Source organism: Chryseobacterium lineare, from assembly GCF_977014045.1.
In genome coordinates this window covers 1,893,031-1,912,701 of sequence record NZ_CDRNIQ010000001.1, presented here as the reverse complement: position 1 = coordinate 1,912,701, position 19,671 = coordinate 1,893,031, and the positions used below count along the sequence as shown (strand labels likewise).

At 37.4% G+C, this 19,671-nt stretch carries 18 protein-coding genes; 5 read left to right on the top strand and 13 right to left on the bottom strand.

All coding sequences use genetic code 11. From position 1 onward, the window contains the following. Window positions 1-84: 84 nt before the first annotated feature. From ACWNCI_RS08355 to tsaE, 7 genes are all read right to left on the bottom strand, one after another. Window positions 85-930, bottom strand: coding sequence for a prephenate dehydrogenase (locus tag ACWNCI_RS08355; RefSeq protein ID WP_449387958.1), 846 nt, complete (start codon window positions 928-930; stop codon window positions 85-87). 284 nt (window positions 931-1,214) lie between these two features. Beyond that, a complete protein-coding gene (locus ACWNCI_RS08350; protein ID WP_346986642.1) occupies window positions 1,215-3,488 on the bottom strand; it encodes a cation:proton antiporter in 2,274 nt (757 codons plus the stop codon). A 103-nt stretch (window positions 3,489-3,591) separates the two neighbouring features. After that, window positions 3,592-4,302 carry a LytR/AlgR family response regulator transcription factor gene (locus ACWNCI_RS08345; RefSeq protein ID WP_449387957.1) on the bottom strand — a complete coding sequence of 237 codons (711 nt, stop codon included), beginning with the start codon at window positions 4,300-4,302 and terminating at the stop codon, window positions 3,592-3,594. Continuing rightward, complete coding sequence (locus ACWNCI_RS08340) at window positions 4,280-5,050, bottom strand: histidine kinase (protein WP_449387956.1); 771 nt, start codon at window positions 5,048-5,050, stop codon at window positions 4,280-4,282. The genes ACWNCI_RS08345 and ACWNCI_RS08340 overlap by 23 nt, the downstream gene beginning before the upstream one ends. A 67-nt stretch (window positions 5,051-5,117) precedes the next feature. Beyond that, window positions 5,118-5,489: a hypothetical protein gene (locus tag ACWNCI_RS08335; RefSeq protein ID WP_449387955.1), complete on the bottom strand. Its 372-nt coding sequence runs from the start codon at window positions 5,487-5,489 to the stop codon at window positions 5,118-5,120. Further along, window positions 5,489-6,682, bottom strand: a complete 1,194-nt coding sequence (locus tag ACWNCI_RS08330; RefSeq protein WP_042720888.1) for an alanine dehydrogenase — start codon at window positions 6,680-6,682, stop codon at window positions 5,489-5,491. The genes ACWNCI_RS08335 and ACWNCI_RS08330 overlap by 1 nt, the downstream gene beginning before the upstream one ends. Window positions 6,683-6,749: 67 nt before the next feature. Beyond that, window positions 6,750-7,157, bottom strand: a complete 408-nt coding sequence (tsaE, locus tag ACWNCI_RS08325; protein ID WP_449387954.1) for a tRNA (adenosine(37)-N6)-threonylcarbamoyltransferase complex ATPase subunit type 1 TsaE — start codon at window positions 7,155-7,157, stop codon at window positions 6,750-6,752. A 124-nt stretch (window positions 7,158-7,281) separates the two neighbouring features. On the opposite strand from tsaE, the gene dnaG reads away from it, so the two are divergent. From dnaG to ACWNCI_RS08305, 4 genes are all read left to right on the top strand, one after another. Further along, on the top strand, window positions 7,282-9,261 hold the full coding sequence (dnaG, locus tag ACWNCI_RS08320; RefSeq protein WP_449387953.1) for a DNA primase: 1,980 nt from the start codon (window positions 7,282-7,284) through the stop codon (window positions 9,259-9,261). A 111-nt stretch (window positions 9,262-9,372) separates the two neighbouring features. After that, on the top strand, window positions 9,373-10,059 hold the full coding sequence (clpP, locus tag ACWNCI_RS08315) for an ATP-dependent Clp endopeptidase proteolytic subunit ClpP (protein WP_042720891.1): 687 nt from the start codon (window positions 9,373-9,375) through the stop codon (window positions 10,057-10,059). 676 nt (window positions 10,060-10,735) lie between these two features. After that, the gene (locus ACWNCI_RS08310) at window positions 10,736-11,284 is read left to right on the top strand and encodes a type 1 glutamine amidotransferase domain-containing protein (protein ID WP_449387952.1); all 549 of its coding nucleotides are present in this window, start codon (window positions 10,736-10,738) and stop codon (window positions 11,282-11,284) included. A 131-nt stretch (window positions 11,285-11,415) separates the two neighbouring features. Then, window positions 11,416-12,681, top strand: a complete 1,266-nt coding sequence (locus ACWNCI_RS08305; RefSeq protein ID WP_346984677.1) for an esterase-like activity of phytase family protein — start codon at window positions 11,416-11,418, stop codon at window positions 12,679-12,681. A gap of 180 nt (window positions 12,682-12,861) precedes the next feature. On the opposite strand, the gene tpiA is transcribed toward ACWNCI_RS08305, so the two are convergent. The 4 genes from tpiA to ACWNCI_RS08285 are packed head-to-tail and all read right to left on the bottom strand — an operon-like array spanning window position 12,862 to window position 15,752. Continuing rightward, the gene (gene tpiA, locus ACWNCI_RS08300; RefSeq protein ID WP_346984678.1) at window positions 12,862-13,620 is read right to left on the bottom strand and encodes a triose-phosphate isomerase; all 759 of its coding nucleotides are present in this window, start codon (window positions 13,618-13,620) and stop codon (window positions 12,862-12,864) included. Window positions 13,621-13,677: 57 nt separating this feature from the next. Beyond that, window positions 13,678-14,028 (bottom strand): TerB family tellurite resistance protein, encoded by a 351-nt coding sequence (locus ACWNCI_RS08295; protein ID WP_449387951.1) that lies wholly within the window; start codon window positions 14,026-14,028, stop codon window positions 13,678-13,680. 46 nt (window positions 14,029-14,074) lie between these two features. Continuing rightward, window positions 14,075-15,184 carry a BT_3928 family protein gene (locus ACWNCI_RS08290; protein WP_449387950.1) on the bottom strand — a complete coding sequence of 370 codons (1,110 nt, stop codon included), beginning with the start codon at window positions 15,182-15,184 and terminating at the stop codon, window positions 14,075-14,077. Window positions 15,185-15,188: 4 nt separating this feature from the next. Next, window positions 15,189-15,752 (bottom strand): DUF1599 domain-containing protein, encoded by a 564-nt coding sequence (locus tag ACWNCI_RS08285; RefSeq protein WP_449387949.1) that lies wholly within the window; start codon window positions 15,750-15,752, stop codon window positions 15,189-15,191. Between the two features lie 340 nt (window positions 15,753-16,092). Here ACWNCI_RS08285 and folP point away from each other — a divergent pair, with 340 nt between their 5' ends. After that, a complete protein-coding gene (gene folP, locus ACWNCI_RS08280) occupies window positions 16,093-16,866 on the top strand; it encodes a dihydropteroate synthase (protein WP_449389487.1) in 774 nt (257 codons plus the stop codon). Window positions 16,867-17,049: 183 nt separating this feature from the next. Here the strand turns inward: folP and ACWNCI_RS08275 are convergent, their stop codons facing one another. Together ACWNCI_RS08275 and ACWNCI_RS08270 are read right to left on the bottom strand one after the other, a co-directional pair. Beyond that, complete coding sequence (locus ACWNCI_RS08275) at window positions 17,050-17,286, bottom strand: hypothetical protein (protein ID WP_346984682.1); 237 nt, start codon at window positions 17,284-17,286, stop codon at window positions 17,050-17,052. A 22-nt stretch (window positions 17,287-17,308) separates the two neighbouring features. Further along, entirely contained in the window at window positions 17,309-19,516 is a 2,208-nt protein-coding gene (locus tag ACWNCI_RS08270; RefSeq protein WP_449387948.1) for a hypothetical protein, read from the bottom strand. Between the last annotated feature and the right edge of the window lie 155 nt (window positions 19,517-19,671).

Here is a 19,671-nt window from a genome sequence, read left to right as displayed (position 1 = left end):
TCGTACTTACCTTGGGTAAAGTCTTACTTCCCTCGAGTATTGCTCTACTGCTTTCGGGTTTTGTTGTACTTTGGTTGTTTATATTTATTTATCCAGGATTCCTCTGATCTTATTGGCATTGGAGATCAGCTCTTCCAGATAATCATAATTTTCTTTTTCTAAGGCTGATTTGAACTTTCTTAACTGTGAAATATGCTCATTCAAAACATCGAGAACATTTTCTTTGTTTTGTTTAAAAATAGGCACCCACATTTCGGGATGCGATTTCGCGAGACGCACCGTACTTGAAAACCCCGAACTTGCCAGCTGGAAAATCGTTTCTTCCTCACGTTCTTTTTCTAAAACGGTATTCGCCAGTGCATACGAGGTAATGTGTGAAATATGGGAAATATATGCGGTGTGTACATCATGATCTTCCGCATTCATGTAGATGAGGTGCATATCCAGGCTTTCTGCAATTTTCTCAACTGATTTCAGGGCATCCTCAGCAGAATCTTCGCGGTTACAGATCACGCCCGCTTTTCCTGAAAAACTCTCTGAAACGGCAGACTTCGGACCGCTGTTTTCCGTTCCCCACATGGGGTGAAACGCTACAAACCGTGATCTTTTGGAATGACCTTTTACGGTGTTTACGATTCCTGCTTTGGTAGAGCCGGTATCCATTACGGTCTGGTTTTCCGAGATGAGATCCAACACTTTGGGCAAGATTTTTCTAGCTGCATCCACCGGGATCGCAAGAATAATTAAGTCGGAATTGCTGATCCCATATTCAAGGTCTGCTTTAGCATCAATGATCTTGAGCTCTAAAGCTTCGTTCAGATGTTCCGTGCTATTGTCTATCCCGTAAATAAATTCGGCGATGCCTTTTTGTTTTAGTTTTAAAGCAATCGAACCTCCGATTAATCCTACGCCTATAATACTTATTCTCATCTTTTAAATTTTAAAATAAAAAACCCCGCCCAAGGACGAGGTTATGTGTATCTGTACAACGAAATCCTTATCCCATGTTTGAGCTAAAAATTCCGTAATAATATGTTCCGATGTTTATAATCACAGAGCGAAGATAGAGAATTTTTTTTAATTGGTTTAAAAAGTGAATGGTGAATTTTGCTTCGCAAGTCAATTGTCAATTCTTCAAATTCACATGAAATTATTCACTGCAAAGCTAATTGACAACGAAGTTAATTGACTTTTAAAATTCACCATTCACATTATTACGGATTACTGATGATCAGCGTTGAAGGAATATCCGAAAGCCAAAGACTTTTGGTGTCGATCAGGTTTTTCCAGCTTTTACTGCTGATGAGCATAAGGTCCTGAGAAGTCAGAAAATCTTTCTCAATTTTCTTCTCGTTGTATAAAGTGATGTGATTGGGTGCTACCTGTTCGATGCTTCTGATGAGTTCTTTCACTTCAATATTGCTCCTGATCTGTCCGGCCACATCAAGAATAATGATTTGAGAATTGTTGTTGTTGATCAGTCTTTTGGCATATTCAAGAAGATAAAAATCACTCAGATTAAAAATCGGAACGAATACTTTGTCGGCAGAAGTAAAGCTCTTATCCACCATAATACCGACCGGAATATTAGTTTTATCTAAAATCTGCAGGGTAAAATCGTCAAAAGGAGAGTTGTTAAATATATTTCCTTTTCCTTTTACGGTATTCAGAAGTTTTTCAGGATTGATTATTTTGGTGGTGAAACCTAAAAGTCTTCCGAGTAAACTTCCTTCGTACATTGATTTTCCAAGCATGATGAGCAGAAGATCATAGTTTCCTTTGTTTGAAATATTCGTAAGATCACTTTCGATATCTGTTGATGCTTTAAAAAGAGTCGTGATTTTCAATTGCAGTTCCTGAGAAGTATCGATTACATTTCTGAACTGTTCGTTTTCATATTCATTAATATCATACGCATGCATTTCGTTTACCGGGGCAATATTCATTGCGGTGATGCTTTTATTGGCATTCATTTTTTTGGTGAAGTCATGAGCAAGCTTCAGCAGTGTACTTCCGGATTCGGGATTATCAAAAGAAAGTAAAACCCTGTATTTAGCGTCGTTGTGGTCTTTATTCTCTTCCTCCGCTTTTTTAGATTTAAAAATAAAGTTGATGAAATCGAGTGCCGGCCCTGTCATAAACGTTGTAAATAGCGCCATAATAACCATCATTGCAAAGATTTCCGGGCTTAAAACTCCCAGATCATAGCCAATATTTAAAACGATTAATTCCATTAAACCTCTTGTATTCATCAATGCTCCGATGGTAAGGCTTTCTTTCCAGTTGATGCCTAAAAATTTAGCGGTTAATGCACTTCCTGCAAACTTTCCCACTACAGCGGTAAGGATAATAAATCCTGCCGTGATCCAGAGGTGTTCGTCATTCAACAGCCCTATCTGTGTACGAAGCCCGGTAAATACGAAGAATAAAGGAAGTAAAAGCACCAACGCAACGTCTTCTACTTTATCAATAAACATAGTCCGGAATTTTGCATTTTCAGGCATGATGGCTCCGGCCATAAAAGCTCCGAAAAGCGCATGAATACCGATAACCTCTGTAGTGTACGCTGAAAGTATTAATGTTAAAAAAAAGATAGCGACCATCGGTTTGTTGATCGTGTTTTTTCCCGCCTGAAGATCTCCGATTCTTTTTAAGAAAGGCCTTACGATCTTTATCATTAAAAATACATAGCCTATTGCCATTATAATCACATAAATCGAACTGGCAAAAGATCCGGCTTTTACAATAGCGATTACCGCTGCCAGAATACACCATGCTGTAATATCATCGGCTGCGGCACAAGTGATAACGACAGTGCCGAGTTTCGTTTTCTGAAGATTCCTTTCCTGAACGATTCTTGCCAGTACAGGAAATGCAGTAATACTCATCGCAATCGCAATGAATAAGGCAAACGAGGTAAACTGAATTCCGTCCGGAGCAAATTCCTTGTAAATGAAGTACGATAAACCTATTCCCAACGCAAAAGGAATGATAATACTGGCGTGGCTGATGACCACAGCGTCATGTGCCTTTTTTCTCAATACGCTTAAATCCAGCTCCATTCCTACGATATACATGAAAAGAATAAGACCGATCTGGCTCAGAAACTGTAAATTTCCTAATGATTCTTTCGGAAAAAGAAAAGCTGAGAATTCCGGAAAATACATTCCTAATAAAGAAGGACCCAATACGATCCCCGCAATCATTTCACCGATTACCGAAGGTTGTTTTATTTTTATACAGATCCATCCAAAGAGTCTTGCGACAAGAATAATGGTCACAATCTGAGCCAGCAGCAATGCCAGGGGATGATGTAAATTTGTTTTGAAAGATTCTAAAAAATTATCCCACGTAGAGCTGTTATTTGTTTTGATGATAATATTCTCTCCGGCTTCCAGCGTTTGCCCTTCGATGATGAAAATGTATATCAAAAAAGAAAACGCAGCAATGGTAGCGATGTAGAAAATAATATTTCTGTATTTGCCCAAGTTCATAAATTCCGGTATTTTATGCAAAATTGATAAGAATATAGTTATGATAAATACTATTCTTCCTCAAATGTAATGAAAGCAATAAATTATGCAGCGAAACCTATCTGCTTAATAGATCCGAAAGTACTTTTCTATAAGTTTCTCCGATCTGAAGCTTCAGAAAGCCGTCGTGTTCTATGGAAATTGTTGTGATAATTTCGTTAGCTGAAAATACTTTAACAGCAGATAATGCAATAATCTCTTTTTTATTTATCTGCGCAAAATTCTTTGCAGGGAGCATCTCCAATAAGCTTTTAAAGTTGAGATTTTTTAAAACAAGATTGCTGCCGTCTTTCAGGATAATATCTTTATCACGGCTATCTATTTCGGAAGTTTTGATATAAGCGATCTGGTCTGTAAATATTACTGTTTTACCAATATTAGTATTCCATTCGATAAAATCTTTTTTGGGTGTATGCTGAACGAGTTCTTTAGCTTTTTCAAATGCCTGAATCAGTCTTTCCTTTTTAATTGGCTTTCTCACATAATCTGCTACATTGAGGTCGAATGCTTCGGCAGCATATTCTTTGTAAGCCGTTGTAAAGATGATTTTCTTAGTATCTGAAATCAGTTCGGCAACCTGAAGACCATTCATTCCCGGCATTTCAATATCAAGAATGCAGACATTACAGTCGATATTTCCGATTTCTTTTAAGAAGACCTTAGGATCATTGAATGCCTTTATTACTTCTACACCTTCTATTTGTTCACAAAGAAGTTTCAGATAACTGATGGCCAGTAATTCATCGTCAAGAATAACGCATTTTATCATAAAAATCTCCGAGATTAATGGTTAGTTCTGCTATAAAAATACCGTTTTTTGAACTTTTGTGAAGGGAATAGTAATTATTATAGATCATTTTCAGCCGTTGATCCAGAGACTGACTTCCGAATCCGCTTTTTTCTTTCTCAAGAACATTTTTAAGCGAAGCTTTATTACTTACTTTCATTGAAAAAATACCCTGCTGCAGTTCCAGCTGAATGGAAATAAACGAATCTTCAGCGAGAAAGTCTGTGTGTTTAAAAGCATTCTCAATCAGATCAACAGAAATGAGCGGTGCGAAAACTTTCTCTTCAAAAAGAATATCAGACTTATCAATTTTAGATTTAATTCTGAAATCAAAAAGTGGATTGACCTTTATTTTGTTGATTTCTATAAGACTTAAGGCAAAATTCAGTTCTTCTTTTGGACTTACAAATTTGTTGTTGCTTTCGTATAAAATATAGTCTAAAACATTCGCCAGCTTATCGAGTGACATATACGTCTGATAGGCATGCGACTGAACAGAATTTAAAATATTTTTAAAAAGATGCGGATTAAGCTTTGTGCCGATATGCTCCAGCTGAACTTCATTCAGCCGTTGCTCGATCATTTTATTAGCTTCCGAAAGTCTGGCATTTCTGAGTTTAAAATTTTGGTTCTGACTAAACAAATAGATACTTACCGTCAGAAAAAAGAAAATGGCAAAAACCCCGATGAATATCAGATAATCATGAATCATGTAGTAATTGCCTTCCATAGTTTCAGAACGTATTTTCTTTCAATCGTTTAGTATCAGCAAAAAGTCATGCTGGGCCTTCGATGTATTATTTCATCTTCTTCAAGGATATCATTGTTGCCTTTTCTTCACATTTCTCAAATGTAATTTCATAAGCGGGATTTTTTTTCGGGTATATCAAAAGATAATCAGGACAAGGTTTCTTCTGGGCGTGACTTCTGTCGAAATCGATGGTTCCTTTGGTGATAATGCTGTCTTTCAGAAATTTTTCATTAACATTCAATGCGGACATTTCAGCTTTAAACTGGTCAGAATAGGTAAAATCTTTCGATAATGTTTCTGCGATGACACGGCTGTTGGGAAGATATCCGCTGCAGCTAGCGCCTTTTTTGTTTAAGATAAAAAATACGATAATAAGTCCCGGAATAAGACCTATCATATAGAATTTCAGTTTTTTCATTAGAAGATTAAAAGATTGATATCATGGTAAGTAAGCCCGAAACGGTCGCAGATGATTTTCTTTGTGTGTCGGCCTTTGTACATGTAAAGACTTTGTTTCATTTCATTTTTGCGGACCAGCATGTTTTCAAAACCGCCTTCTTCGTCATAGTGCAAAATATAGGAAAGAAAGAAGTTTGAAATGGCTTTTGTGGTTGTTCTCGGCATTCTTGAAGTAAGGTTCGGAAGTCCGCAATGGATCACGCCATGTTTAATAATGTAAGGATCTTCCATCGTGGTAAGCTCAGAAGTTTCGATCACTTTTCCGTTATCGATGGTGATATCGATGATTACACTGCCTTTTTTCATTTTCATGACCATATCTTCGGTCACGATCGGTGTCATATTGAGTCTTGGTAAGGCTCCGATTACTACATCGGCTCTTCGTAATGCTTTCTTAAGCTCTTTAGGATCAATAATGGAAGTAGGGACTCGGCTGTCTACTAAAGTGTGAAGCCTCCTCAGCTTGGATAATGAATTGTCGAAAACCCTTACACTTGCACCAAGGCCAATGGCTGCTTTAGTAGCAAATTCTCCTACGATTCCCGCTCCCAGAATAACGACCTCGGCAGGTCTTACTCCAGTGATTCCCCCAAGCATCAGTCCGTTTGATAAAGCTAAGAGTTCCGAAGCATAAAGAATGGAAACTGTTCCCGCAATTTCGCCCACCAACCTTACTAAAGCCAGTTGTTTGTATTCATCGACGATAAATTCAAAAGCAATGGCATTTACTTTTTTCTCGGCCAGTTTAAGGAAGTAATCTTTATCTCTCAGATTGATTTGAAGCGCGGATACAAGATACGTATTGGGACGCATATAGTCGATTTCTTCATCCGTAGGCGGATTAACTTTCAGAATAAGGTCCTGTGAAAATGCTTCTTTCGGATCATTGGTAATCTTTGCTCCCGACTCAGAGTATTGCAGATCTGTAAAAAAAGAGCCTTCACCAGCTCCGGATTCTATAATGATTTCATGACCACTTTCTACCAGAACCTGTACAGCATCCGGTGTAATACAAGCTCTTCTTTCGTTCAGAGAAGTTTCCTTGGGGATTCCTATGCTGAACTGTTTTCCTTTTTTGATGACTTCAAGCTTTTCTTCTTTCGGCATCAGTTCCTCTTCGGTAAAAGGAGTAAAAATATTTGTAGTACTCATCCTTAAATAATTAAATTCTTACAGACTGTTATTTACATTCAATTTCAGAAACAAAGATACATAATATTTAGTCGAATGAGATTTCTCTATCTTCACCGGTATTTATGATGTTCATTTCGTGGAATTTAAGTCCATAAAGTTCATCTTCGTACACTTCCGGCCATTCGATAATACATAAAAAAGCGTTATCAAGGTATTCTTCAATGCCTATATCATACACTTCATCGATGTTTTTTAAACGGTAAAGATCAAAATGATACACTTTTCCTTTGGGTGTACTGTATTCGTTAACAATAGAATAGGTAGGCGAGTTGACTTCGTCTCCGCTTCCCAGCTTTTTCATAAGAAACTGAGTGAAAGTTGTTTTTCCTGCCCCGAGATTACCTTTTAAAAGTAGAATATTATATTTGAGTTCGGGAGCGATCTTGTCAACAATCTCCTGCCAGTCGTCGATATCTTTTATTGTAAACTGCATACCTTTATTTTAATGCAAAAATAGATAATGTAAGTGATTTAGTAATCAAAATTTTAGCAATATTCTTTCTAATACGTTTCATGATAGGTGTCGAAATTCTTCTTAAAATACCTATTTTTACATCATGATTTCCAAACAGACCATAGACAAGATATTTTCCACGATCAGGGTAGAAGAGATCGTGGGAGAATATGTGCAGTTGAAAAGGGCAGGGTCTAATTATAAAGGACTCAGTCCGTTTCATGACGAGAAAACACCGAGTTTTGTGGTGTCTGCAAGTAAGCAGATCTGGAAAGATTTTTCGACAGGAAAAGGAGGGACTGCGATTTCCTTTCTCATGGAAATTGAAAATTTCACGTATCCCGAAGCGCTTCGCCATGCCGCAAAAAAATACGGAATCGAGATTGAGGAAGATCAGCGCGAGTTTTCAGAAGAAGCCAAACAGGCAAACACCGAAAGAGATATCCTTTACAAGATCCATGAAGTGGCCAATAATTATTTCCAGGAAATACTCTGGGATTCGGATGAAGGCAGATCCATCGGTCTTTCCTATTTTAAAGAACGGGAACTGAGGGATGATATCATTAAAAAATTCCAGCTCGGATATTCTCCTGAAAAGAAAAATGCATTCACAGAATATGCATTGGAAAAAGGTTATGCAAAGGAAATTCTCGAAAAGTCAGGACTTTCCATTTTCCCGGAAAATATACCTTCCGGGGTTGACCGTTTTCGTGAAAGGGTGATTTTCCCGATTCACAGCTTTTCCGGAAGAGTGTTAGGTTTTGGAGCCAGAATTCTTAAGAATAATGTAAAAACGGCTAAGTACCTCAATTCTCCCGAAACTGAAATTTATCATAAATCCAATGTCCTTTATGGATTAAACCAAGGTAAGCAGGCGATTTCAAGAAAAAATATATGCCTTTTGGTGGAAGGTTATATGGACGTGATCTCGCTTCACATGTCGGGAATCGAGAATGTTGTCGCAAGTTCCGGAACTTCACTTACTACCGAGCAGATCAAGCTGATCAAAAGACTTACGGAAAACGTTACTATTCTTTTCGATGGCGATAATGCGGGAATCAAAGCAAGCTTCAGGAGTATTGATATGTTACTGACCGAAGGAATGAACATCCGGGTATTGCTGTTTCCGGATGGTGATGACCCCGATTCATTTGCCAAAAAGCATCCGCAGGAATATGTTGAAAAATTCATTGAAAATCAGGCAATGGATTTTATCGACTTTAAGGCAGAAATTCTCCTGAAAGAAGTCGGAAATGATCCTATCAAAAAAGCTGAAGCGATTCGCGATATCGTAAAATCGGTATCATTTGTTCAGAATGCTTTGAAAAGGGAAGTTTATCTTAAAGAAGTTTCCAACAAGTTCGGATTGTCAGAGCAGAGTCTTTTTAATGAACTGGATGTTCAGAAGCAGATCACTCAGAATCAGACCCAGAAAACCCAGGCCAGAACTGATGCACAGCAGCCTGCAAAACTTCAGATCGTTGAAGAGCCGCGAGATCAGGTAGATCCTATTATTTTTAATGTCACAAAGCTGGAGAATGAACTTATCAATCATATGCTGAATTATGGTGATGTGATTTTACAGCGAACAACTCCTGATGAACAGAATTACGAAATCACTGTCATAGAAGAAATCCTTCATCATTTCGAAGAAGACGGTTATGAATTTCAGGTGGAGCTCAATAAAAAAATTGTAGATTACATTAAAGAAGGAATTGAAAAGGAAGAGCTTAGGAAGGGGAATTTCTTTTTCGGACTGATGGATGAGGAGCTCAGCAAAGCGGCAGTCAACTCCATGAATATATACAGCGAACTGAATGACTGGGCAACCCGGAATATCTTTTCACCCAATTATGGAGATAAAATTCCCGAACAGGTTGCCGGTGATATCCTCATCCATAAATTCCGATACGTTAATTTTTTAATTTTAAAAACTAAAAAAGAACTCGCAGACCATGCAGATTCTGATGAAGGGAAATATTTTGAGCTGATCAAAAAAATCCAGATGCTTACCCTTGTATCAGTCGAATTATCCAAAATTCTGAATTATTCAGCAATTACAGGAATTTATTCTGACAGATAACGTTCAATTATTTTCTGTTTAAAAAAAGTCTGTGACAAAAAGTCCTATAATATTTTAGGAATAAAAGTTGTAATTTAAACTTCGTAAAATTTAATAATACATAATAGAAATATGGACATTAAAAAAGAATTCAGAGATTTCTCTGTAAAGCATTTAGGAAACAGCGGTCTGGCTACCGATCAGTATATGGGAATGTATGGTCCTACGAATCTTACGCCATACATCATGGAAGAAAGAAGATTAAACGTGGCACAGATGGACGTATTTTCTCGTCTGATGATGGACAGAATCATCTTCCTTGGAACAGGGATCGACGATCAGGTTGCCAATATTGTAACCGCACAGCTTCTGTTCCTGGAAAGTGCGGATCCTTCAAAGGACATTCAGATCTATATCAACTCTCCGGGGGGTAGCGTGTATGCTGGATTAGGAATTTATGACACGATGCAGATTATCAAGCCGGATGTTGCTACGATCTGTACTGGAATTGCTGCTTCCATGGGAGCTGTTCTGCTGGTTGCCGGTGAAAAAGGAAAGCGTTCAGCCCTGAAACACTCAAGAGTGATGATTCACCAGCCGTCAGGAGGGGCACAAGGGGTAGCTTCCGATATGGAAATCAACCTGAGAGAGATGTTAAAGCTTAAAAAAGAATTGTACGAAATCATCTCCGAGCATTCCGGCCAGACATTTGAATGGGTAGAAAAAGCGTCAGACAGAGATTATTGGATGACCTCCGAAGAAGCCAAAGGTTTCGGAATGGTAGACGAAGTTTTACAGAGATCAAAAGACAAAAAATAATTTCTTCTCGTGGAGAAATGAAATAGACCGCATCAGTTTTTGGTGCGGTTTTTTATTTTTTATCAGCAGCTTTTTTAACTTCGTCGAATTGTATATTGTATTTTTTTTAAGGAGCAATTTGATTACATCGAAAAGCAATATTTATTTTCTATTTGAAGCTTTTTCCGGCTTTCCGCACTCGCTATTTGATTATTTTCGGGTTGCGGCGGCAAAGCCGCCGCAACCCGAAAATAATCAAATGAGCTCAGACAATTGCTGCAATCCGGGCTAGGGTAGCCATTATCGTTATAAATCTTAGTTCAGGTAAGAGAAGTTTGTATTCAATAGGGATGAATTAAGAAAAAGCCAGGCTTTAGCCAAAACTTACTGTAAATTTCGGCTAAAAGCTCATATGCTGATTCTTATTTGAATATGACTGAAGCCCGACGCTATTTATATTCTAATGCTATAGCTCAGATAAATACATGTTTATGATTTTACTGTTCCTCTACCTAAGGATTATCCGCTTAGCTGCCTAAGTGGCATCACCTTAGCTCCTTTAGTGTCTACCCAAAGTTTTCAAAAGTAAAATCTACAGAGCCATTAAAGCATATTTTAACAATTTTTATCAGTTGAACAGACATTAACGGCACCATTTTTACACTTAAAATGGCATAACACTTAAATCATAAAAATTATGTCAAAGAAAATTGCAATTTTAGCAACACACGGTTTTGAAGAAAGCGAATTAAAATCTCCAAAAGAATATTTAGAACAGCAAGGCTGGACAGCACACATCATCAGTCCGGAATCGGGAGCAATCAAAGCGTGGGCTGAAAAAGACTGGGGACAAGAATATCCGGTTGATAAAACATTAGACGAAGCCAATGCTTTAGATTACGACGCGCTGGTACTGCCTGGCGGTGTAATTAACCCAGATCAACTGAGAACAAATGAAAGTGCTTTGTCTTTCGTAAGAGATTTCTTTCAGCAGCAGAAACCTGTGGCAGCTATTTGTCATGGTCCTCAGATTCTGATCAATGCTGAGGTGGTAGAGGGAAGAAATATGACTTCCGTTAATTCCATCAGCAAAGATCTTAAAAACGCTGGGGCCCAATGGGAAGACAGCGAAGTAGTGGTAGACAATGGGCTTGTAACCAGCCGTACCCCTAAAGATCTTCCTGCGTTCAATGCCAAAATGGTAGAAGAGATCAAGGAAGGAAAACATGAAGAACAGACCATATAAAATGAAACATCATTAAACTTATCAAGACCCGGAAAATGATCCGGGTCTTTTTTATATTTAAAATACAATTATTATTACATTCAAGATAAGTTTACAATCAATAGCTACTTTCGCGTACAATAAAAGTAAGCATGAAAAAATTCTTATTACCTCTGTTGACAATTGCCGCTCTTACAGCGTGTAACAATAATGAGGATAATGTAAACAATCAGGATATTAATTATTCTAAACTTCCACAGGAATTTCCGTTCACCACATTGGCAACTCTTAATGGCGTGAATGTAATTAGCGGAGGTTTCGGTTCGGGTGCAACAGCGCATCCTACGAGAAAAGGTGAATTCTATTTGATCACCGATCGTGGCCCGAATGTCGCGTATTCTAATGGCATCAAGATTTTGACTCCGAACTTTACACCCACCATTATGCATTTTAAAATCAATGCAGACGGAAATATTGAAGTCATTAAATATATTAAACTTAAAAATCCTTCCGGCCAACCTATCACCGGTCTTCCAAATCCCGCAGGAATGGGAAGTACGGGAGAAATCGCTTATGCTGTAGATGGAAGCGTGCTGGGAACGGATAATTACGGACTGGATAGCGAAAGTATCGTAGCGGCTGCAGACGGAACGTTTTGGGTTTCTGATGAATATGGTCCTCATATCGTTCATTACAATGCAGATGGAGTAGAACTGGAGAGAATCAGCCCTATCGGTGTAAATACCGGTACCAGAAAGCTTCCGGCCGTTTTTGCAAAAAGACGCCCGAACCGCGGAATGGAGGGAATGTGCATGACACCCGACGGAAAAATACTGGTAGGAACGATGCAGTCTACTATGTATGTTCCGACTAAAACTCTGGCGACCAATAAAACACTCACGAGAATTGTGACCTTCGACCTTGCAACAGGAAAAACCAAACAATTTTTATACAAGCAGGATGGCGGTGCTTCAGACTCTGTATGTGAAATTACGCCGATCAGCAATACTGAATTTCTGGTGATCGAAAGAGATGGAAACTTTGGTTCTGCAGGCGGATTGAAGAAGGTCTACAGGATTAATATAACCAATGCTTCCGATGTATCAGGAACAGATCCTGCTGCTGTAGACGGAATGAAAATTAATGGAAAAGCGCTTGAGGAATGTACCTGGGCTGAAATTGCCACGGCAGGATATCAGCCTGTCACCAAAACATTAGCCGTAGATCTTGTTGCCAAAATAGGGTATGAACATGATAAATTTGAAGGGATTGTTTATCTCGGAAATAACAAGCTGGCGGTTTTTAATGACGATGATTTTGGTGTTACCGACGACGGAAACGGAAATCCGAAAACGAAAATCCTTCCTAAAACAGGAAAACAGGATAAAGGAACTATGTATGTAGTCGATATTCAATAATTAGATTTTGTAAAAAGGGGCGGCATCGAAGATGCCGCCCCTTTTGTTTTTATCTCCTGTCCCAATCCGCAAAAAAATATTATTATAATCATCTGTGAAAATCTGCGAAATCCGTGGGAATTTAAAAAACAAAAAAGACCGTCCAAAAGACGATCTCTATAAAAATATTTTAAATCTAAATTAATTAAAAGCTTCAATAATCTTAGAAAAATCCTCCAGTTTCAAAGCAGCTCCTCCGATCAATCCTCCGTCTATATCAGGCTGTGAAAAGATTTCTTTCGCGTTATCAGGTTTTACGGAACCTCCGTAAAGAATAGAAACTTCATCCGCAATTTCCTGTCCGTACTTTGCAGCGATAATGCTTCTGATATGGGCGTGGATTTCCTGTGCCTGCTCAGGAGTTGCTGTTTCACCTGTTCCGATAGCCCAAACCGGTTCGTAAGCGATCACTACTTTTTTGATTTCTTCAGCAGAAAGAGTGAAAAGGGCAACTTCAGTCTGGTTTTTAACCACTTCAAAATGCTGTCCTGCTTTTCTCTGCTCCAGCGTTTCACCATTACAATACACCGGGATAAGACCTTTATCCAAAGCCAGTTTTATTTTTTTATTGCAATGAGAATCTGTTTCACCGTGATATTGTCTTCTCTCGGAATGCCCGATCAGAGAACCTGCAGCATCGATAGACTCCAGCATATCGGCAGAAATTTCGCCTGTATAAGCTCCGCTTTCATGCTCGCTCATATCCTGTGCAAGGACACCAATTTCATCTTTCTCGAAGATATCTTTCGCCATCATTAAATACAAAGACGGTGGTGCAATCCATACTTCGCAGTTGGTCGTATTGTTGTTTTTATAGCTTAGTAACTGAACCATCAACTGTTGTGCATCAATTACATTTTTGTTCATTTTCCAGTTTCCTGCAACTATTTTTCTTCTCATAGTTTCTTATTATTTTAGAAAGTGTAAGTTAGAAATTAAAAAAAAATAATTTCCTAGTTAATTAATATTCCAGATGTTTTTCAAAAGAGTATAGAATGTATGCTCTTCGTCGGTTACCTTGTTGTCGGCTTTGATTAAAGTTTTAGCAAACTGAATAAAATTCAAGCGTTCTTCTTCCGTAGAATCATCGTAAAAACAGTTAGCGTGGAACTCGAAATGTCCTTTCCATTCTTCGGGCTTCAGCAAAGCGATGGTTTCAAGCTCATTATCAAGATCCATTTTAAAAGGAAATTCGTCTGCCAGATATTGTTGTACAAGCATTCCTTCTTCCGGAGCAAATTCTCCGTCTACCGAAGATAATATCATCAATAAATGGTATCCGGCAATCGGTTTATTTGATTTCTGCATGAGTAAATATATAATAAAAGTTAGTGTTTAAATTTTAGCTAAAGAATTATTTAATGTATTCCTTTGCCGGCTGCTTATCAACAATTTTTCCGTTCTGTAAAACAAGAACAAATGGATTACTTCTTGCGATCGTCTTAATGGCAGTACCGTCCATCATCATATTTTTAATGGTTTTAAAGGTGTTCGGATCTGTTGATACACCGTACACAACATTGGCTTTCTGTGCTTTTACTTTAGCTTCTACCTGCTTCAGTAACTCCGGGGAAACCTCTTTTGGATGATAAGAAAATACAAGAATTGCTTTTGGCGCGTTGATCACTTCTTCAGTCACATCCATCCCGGTAGGATCTTCAATTTTAAATTTAACAATTTCCGACTTATAGCCTTCTTTTACCAAAACAGATTCATTTTTTCCTTCTTCAATTTTCCATGGCGATCCTTCTGCCCAGTATTTTGTTTCTTTAATGTAATCATCCTGATTTACTTTCAGTATTTCTCCTGTCTTCTGGTTTTTAAGGGAATAAAAAGTTTTATATTCAGACGGGGTTTTATTGATTTTTTCTTTCTCCGATTTTAGATCTGTTCCGGTTTTATAATCGCGGAAATCAATTACAGGTTCGTATAAAATCCCATAAGTGCCAATACCTATCATTACCAGGGAAAATATAGCTAAAAGTATATATCTGAATTTGTTAGACTCTTTTTTCTCGTTATAAGTGTACGTGTCTTTTTTCTTAAATTCTTTCCTGTAAAGGGTAAACAGAAGAATTAAAGCGAACAGAAGTACAATATCTTTAATGAAACTTTGCCAAGGCGTAAATTTAATAGCATCTCCAAAGCACCCGCAATCCGTCACCACATTGAAGTAAGCAGAATAGAAAGTGAGAAAACCAAAAAAAACACAAAGTGCAATCAGTGCTGAAAGGGTAAATTTAAGCCTGAGTTTTAGCAAAAGCATGAATCCGAGCAGAAGTTCCAGAATTACAACAATCACTGAAAATAGCAGCGCAAATTTTTCAAAGAAAGGCATATTGAAGACCGCAGGAGAGAAGTATTCTTCCATTTTAAAAGAAAAACCGACCAGATCTACCGCTTTTACAAATCCCGAAAGGATGAAAATCACTGCAACAACGAAACGTAATAAACCTTTGATCATATAATTAGTTTTTAGATTCAAGCTTGTTTTCTTTTTCAGAGAATTTGATGAGGCAGAAAACGGAATAATTCAGCATATCAAAATAATTGGCATCCAGACCTTCAGAAACAACCGTTACGCCCTGATTGTCTTCAATTTGTTTTGTTCTTAAAACTTTTTGATAAATCAGATCCGTGATCGACGAAATCCTCATATCTCTCCAGGCTTCTCCGTAATCATGGTTCTTTCGCTCCATCAATTGTCTGGCTTCAGTAGAATATTGATCATAAAGTTTGAGGATCTCTTCGTTATTTTCATTAAAATCATTTGAAAAGCCCTTTTCAAGCTGGATAAGGCCAATAATCGAATAATTGATAATCGCCACAAATTCATCCTCTTCACTTTCATCCACCATTTTCTTATCGGTCATCTGCAGGGTACGGATTCTGTTAACTTTAATATAAATCTGATCTGTAATAGAGCTTGGTCGTAAAACCCTCCACGCCGGGCCGTAATCCTGTAATTTTTTACTGAAAAGCTCACGGCACTGACTGATAATTTTCTCAAACTGTACTGATGTTTCTGACATAAATTCTCTTAATCTTTCAAATATACGAATTAGGTTTTAGGTAGCAGAAATCAGGGCCTAGTTTTTTGTTTGGAGAGTTTGATTGTAAAAGGGTGGAAGTGGTTTAAAGCGGAGCCGAACACAAGGAAGATTGGATTTTTTTGAATAACGCATTTGAATAAGAGCATTTTTATTCTTTTGTTTTATTTTTGTACAATAAATTTTCAGTTTAATTGTCGTTATGTCCAATCAGAATTTATCAGGCTTGCAAGTATCTTCACTCTCAGGTTCTTTAAACCCTCAATCTTTCCATTCAATCAATTGTAACGGAAGGCTGGTAGATCTTTCGGAACCGAAGATTATGGGAATTCTCAATCTTACACCGGATTCATTTTCTGACGGTGGAAAATTCAATACCGAGAAATCGGCGTTAGAACAAACCCATGAAATGCTGAAAGAAGGAGCGGGAATTATAGACATTGGTGCACAGTCGACACGTCCTCACGCTGAATTTCTGAGTGCAGAAGAAGAAATCAAAAGAATAGGCAATATCATTTCTTTAATTAAAAAAGAATTTCCCGAAGCATTGATTTCTCTGGATACGTTCTACTCAGAAACGGTAAAATATGGTTTTAATGAAGGAATTGATATCATTAACGATATTTCCGGAGGGCATTATGATGATAAAATGTTTGATACCGTTGCCAAAACAAAACTTCCCTATATTCTGATGCATGTAAATTCTACGTATGAAACCATGCATGATAAAATAAAATTTGATGATATTGTTCTTTCTGTTAACAAATATTTTTCTGAAAAAACCAACGAATTATTAAGTAAAGGTGTTACTGATATTATTCTTGATCCCGGTTTCGGCTTTGGAAAAACTGTGGAAGATCAGATGAAAATGATTGATGAAATAAAATATCTTGGGTTTGGTAAATTTCCTTTATTGATTGGAATTTCAAGGAAATCTTTTATATATAAACCTTTGGGGAAATCTCCTCTCGACATTAATGAAGAAACCCAGAAACTTCATCTGAAAGTTCTACAGCAAGGCGCGAAGATTTTACGCGTTCATGATGCGGCAGAAGCCAGGAAAACGGTTGATTTTTTTAGAAGTAATAGAGTTTGAGCGTGGGAGTGTTTTAGTGTGACAGGATTTTAGCGTATGCGAAAGAGTCAGACAGTTGTGGTATCTATAATAAAATTTTTAAATAATAGATTAAACGCTTCTACACTAAACTCTAAAACTCTAATACTCTCTCACGCTAAAACACTCCTACTCTCCAACCCTCAGACCCTCCCACGCTCAAGCTCAATTAAGATTCGAAAGCTTATCCGCAAACTGCTTCGAGAATTCTTTTCTGTCTTCTTCCAGCTTTTCCTGATTCTGCGGAAGAATATAGTTGAAAAGTATTTTGCCTTCGTTATCTAAAAAAATAATTTCCTTCTCGTTTTCGCTGATCATCTGTGCGAAAATTTCCCACATCGAAGTATCTTTCAACTTTAATAGTTCAAAAAACTGCTCTGCTTTTATTTCGATTTTTTGCATATCGGTTGTATTGTTTTTTTGATTAAAATTCCAAAAGTTTTAATTTAAACTGAACCGCAAAATTCTGCTTAAAATTCCGGGTGGTATAATAGCCTACCCTGTAAAATAGTCCAAGATTAAAATAGGTTGAAAGAAAATTGTTCCATTCAAGGCCAACTTCCTGGTACAGATGGTCCAGCGGCCTGAACTTAAACTGGTGATATTCAGGATGCGCCATATTTCCGATAGTTCCCCTCAACACAAAATCAAAACTTGAGATATTCTGCCCGAAACTTTTAAAATATAAAGGAAGCTTGTGCGTGAAATAGTAGGCGACGAAGCGGTCATTGTAATATTTCCCGCCCTCCAACGTGGCAAAGCCGAGAAATGAAGTCAGGTTAAAATTAAAATCCCTTCTCGGTGACGCCAGTCCGTTCATAGTGAAATTTTTCCAGATCGGTGCATCCCCAAAGACCATTCCTCCGTAGAGCCGGAAGCCCGTGGTTCCCAGCATCGTTTTAAAATTGTGTACAATGAGCGCATCAAATCTCGTATAATTAAAATCTCCGCCAATCAATTTATAGCTCTGCTCATAATTAAAATACAGTTCAGGATATTTTTGGTCGATCAGGGATTTCCCCTGAGGCGTCATGATGTTGGTAGAATTCGGAGAATATTTTAAAGTAAATAATGTGTTGAAATTGTCAAAAGAGGAGCCTTTCCCACGGAAAGAATAATCAAACATTGCTTCTTCAAGGTTTTTTCTCGCCGCAAATACCAATGTTAATCCATTCGTTACATCATTTAAATAAGAAATGGAACCACCCCTGTAATGATAATAACGGTCGTTATTCAAATTATTCCCATAGTTTGCCATTCTCATCTTGAAATTCCAAAGTCTTCTGTAAAATTCTCCGGAAGCGGTCACATCATCATAATAATCAACCCTGAAATAGGAATCTTTTTCCAACGTTGTTTTAATATCAAGTCCGATTCTGTATTTCCACTTATCATCTTTAAAACCATAGGCAAAAGTATAATCAGGAGAAAAATACGGATTGAAACTTTCATTAAGTTTAGCTTTCAAACCGACCCGGAAACCTTCATATAAATTGTAATTAATAATTTCATCCACCGCAAAATCCACAACGCCAACTTTTATCTGCCCGTTTAATAACAAGCCTCCTAACACTCTTGCTTTCCGGTCGATATTGTATATTTTTCCAAGGCTGTCAATGGTTTTATAGGTGTTCCTTTCTCTTTCTGTTAAAGGATCTGTCCTGTACTGATCCAGTGTTTTTCCCCCAATATTTTTTACGGAAAAAGTATATCCTTTAAAGTCATTTTTATCATTTTCAGCAGGCGACTTATAATCAAAATAGTGCGAAGTCAGAAAAGCATAAGTGCCGAAACTCTGTCTCTTATTTTTCTCGTGTTTTTCGTCAGGGTATTCTTTATTATCTTCTTCCATCACCATATTACTCATCTTGAGCTTTACGGTTTCATGAGCGAGAAACCATTTGCCGTTGAAATAGATCCAGGTGCTTGTAATAATACCGTCGTTTTTGTTTTTGCTGAAATTTTCGATTTTCTTTATGCCGTAAGTATCAGTGTCAATATAAATCGCACCGTTATATTTTCGCTTTTTATCCGGTTTTTTATAGTTGACTTCCCTGAAGCGGATCACAAAATTTTTTCTTCCGTCCATTTCAATAGTGTCGGTTAAAAAGAATCTGTATAATCCTCTGTTTTCCTGTCTTAGCTGGGCGGGAAGCTGATCACGATTACTTTGCTGAAGGGCAATCAATTCATAGATCGGCTGCTTCAGTCCGGAAATTCTGTTGTCCAGAATATTGATTTTTTCACCATAGTTTTTTGAGTATAAAAATTCCTGCGCTCTTTCCCATAAAAATAATTTACTCTTTGAAAATATCTTTCTGGCAGATACATTATTCAGTGAATCCTTTTCTCTTTTTTTCCTGAAAAAAGCGGAATTCTCAAAAAACTGTTGGTATTGGGTAATGCTGTCTTCATCAATGTCCAGAGAGATTTTCTCATAAGATTTATAAGAATAGGAATCCAGGGTTTTTGGAGAGTTTTCCCGGAACAGCTGATTGACTTTTTTCAGGATTTCAAGGGCTCTGGGATCGCTTTTGTCTTCAATTACGACTGCTTCAATAGAAGTTACTTTCGATTGTGAGAAACCAAAAATGTACATCCAGAAACATATAAACACGACAATCCTATTCATAGAAACTTGCCAAAATTAATGATATTTATTGTCCTGGAAAAGTTTTTACCCATTGATATTCACTGCATTTTTCATAAGAATTATCAATCACAAAAAAATCCCGGAATTTCCGGGATCTGGTATTTCGTCTTTTAATTTTTTTAATATTAAATTCT

Coding starts and splice junctions, on each gene's coding strand:
- ACWNCI_RS08355 (WP_449387958.1), bottom strand. CDS start 930: ATGAGAATAAGTATTATAGGCGTAGGATTAATCGGAGGTTCGATTGCT.
- ACWNCI_RS08345 (WP_449387957.1), bottom strand. CDS start 4,302: ATGATAAAATGCGTTATTCTTGACGATGAATTACTGGCCATCAGTTAT.
- ACWNCI_RS08270 (WP_449387948.1), bottom strand. CDS start 19,516: ATGAATAGGATTGTCGTGTTTATATGTTTCTGGATGTACATTTTTGGT.
- dnaG (WP_449387953.1), top strand. CDS start 7,282: ATGATTTCCAAACAGACCATAGACAAGATATTTTCCACGATCAGGGTA.
- ACWNCI_RS08310 (WP_449387952.1), top strand. CDS start 10,736: ATGTCAAAGAAAATTGCAATTTTAGCAACACACGGTTTTGAAGAAAGC.
- tpiA (WP_346984678.1), bottom strand. CDS start 13,620: ATGAGAAGAAAAATAGTTGCAGGAAACTGGAAAATGAACAAAAATGTA.
- ACWNCI_RS08290 (WP_449387950.1), bottom strand. CDS start 15,184: ATGATCAAAGGTTTATTACGTTTCGTTGTTGCAGTGATTTTCATCCTT.
- ACWNCI_RS08285 (WP_449387949.1), bottom strand. CDS start 15,752: ATGTCAGAAACATCAGTACAGTTTGAGAAAATTATCAGTCAGTGCCGT.
- ACWNCI_RS08335 (WP_449387955.1), bottom strand. CDS start 5,489: ATGAAAAAACTGAAATTCTATATGATAGGTCTTATTCCGGGACTTATT.
- ACWNCI_RS08275 (WP_346984682.1), bottom strand. CDS start 17,286: ATGCAAAAAATCGAAATAAAAGCAGAGCAGTTTTTTGAACTATTAAAG.
- ACWNCI_RS08330 (WP_042720888.1), bottom strand. CDS start 6,682: ATGAGTACTACAAATATTTTTACTCCTTTTACCGAAGAGGAACTGATG.
- folP (WP_449389487.1), top strand. CDS start 16,093: ATGGGAATTCTCAATCTTACACCGGATTCATTTTCTGACGGTGGAAAA.
- tsaE (WP_449387954.1), bottom strand. CDS start 7,157: ATGCAGTTTACAATAAAAGATATCGACGACTGGCAGGAGATTGTTGAC.
- clpP (WP_042720891.1), top strand. CDS start 9,373: ATGGACATTAAAAAAGAATTCAGAGATTTCTCTGTAAAGCATTTAGGA.
- ACWNCI_RS08340 (WP_449387956.1), bottom strand. CDS start 5,050: ATGGAAGGCAATTACTACATGATTCATGATTATCTGATATTCATCGGG.
- ACWNCI_RS08305 (WP_346984677.1), top strand. CDS start 11,416: ATGAAAAAATTCTTATTACCTCTGTTGACAATTGCCGCTCTTACAGCG.
- ACWNCI_RS08295 (WP_449387951.1), bottom strand. CDS start 14,028: ATGCAGAAATCAAATAAACCGATTGCCGGATACCATTTATTGATGATA.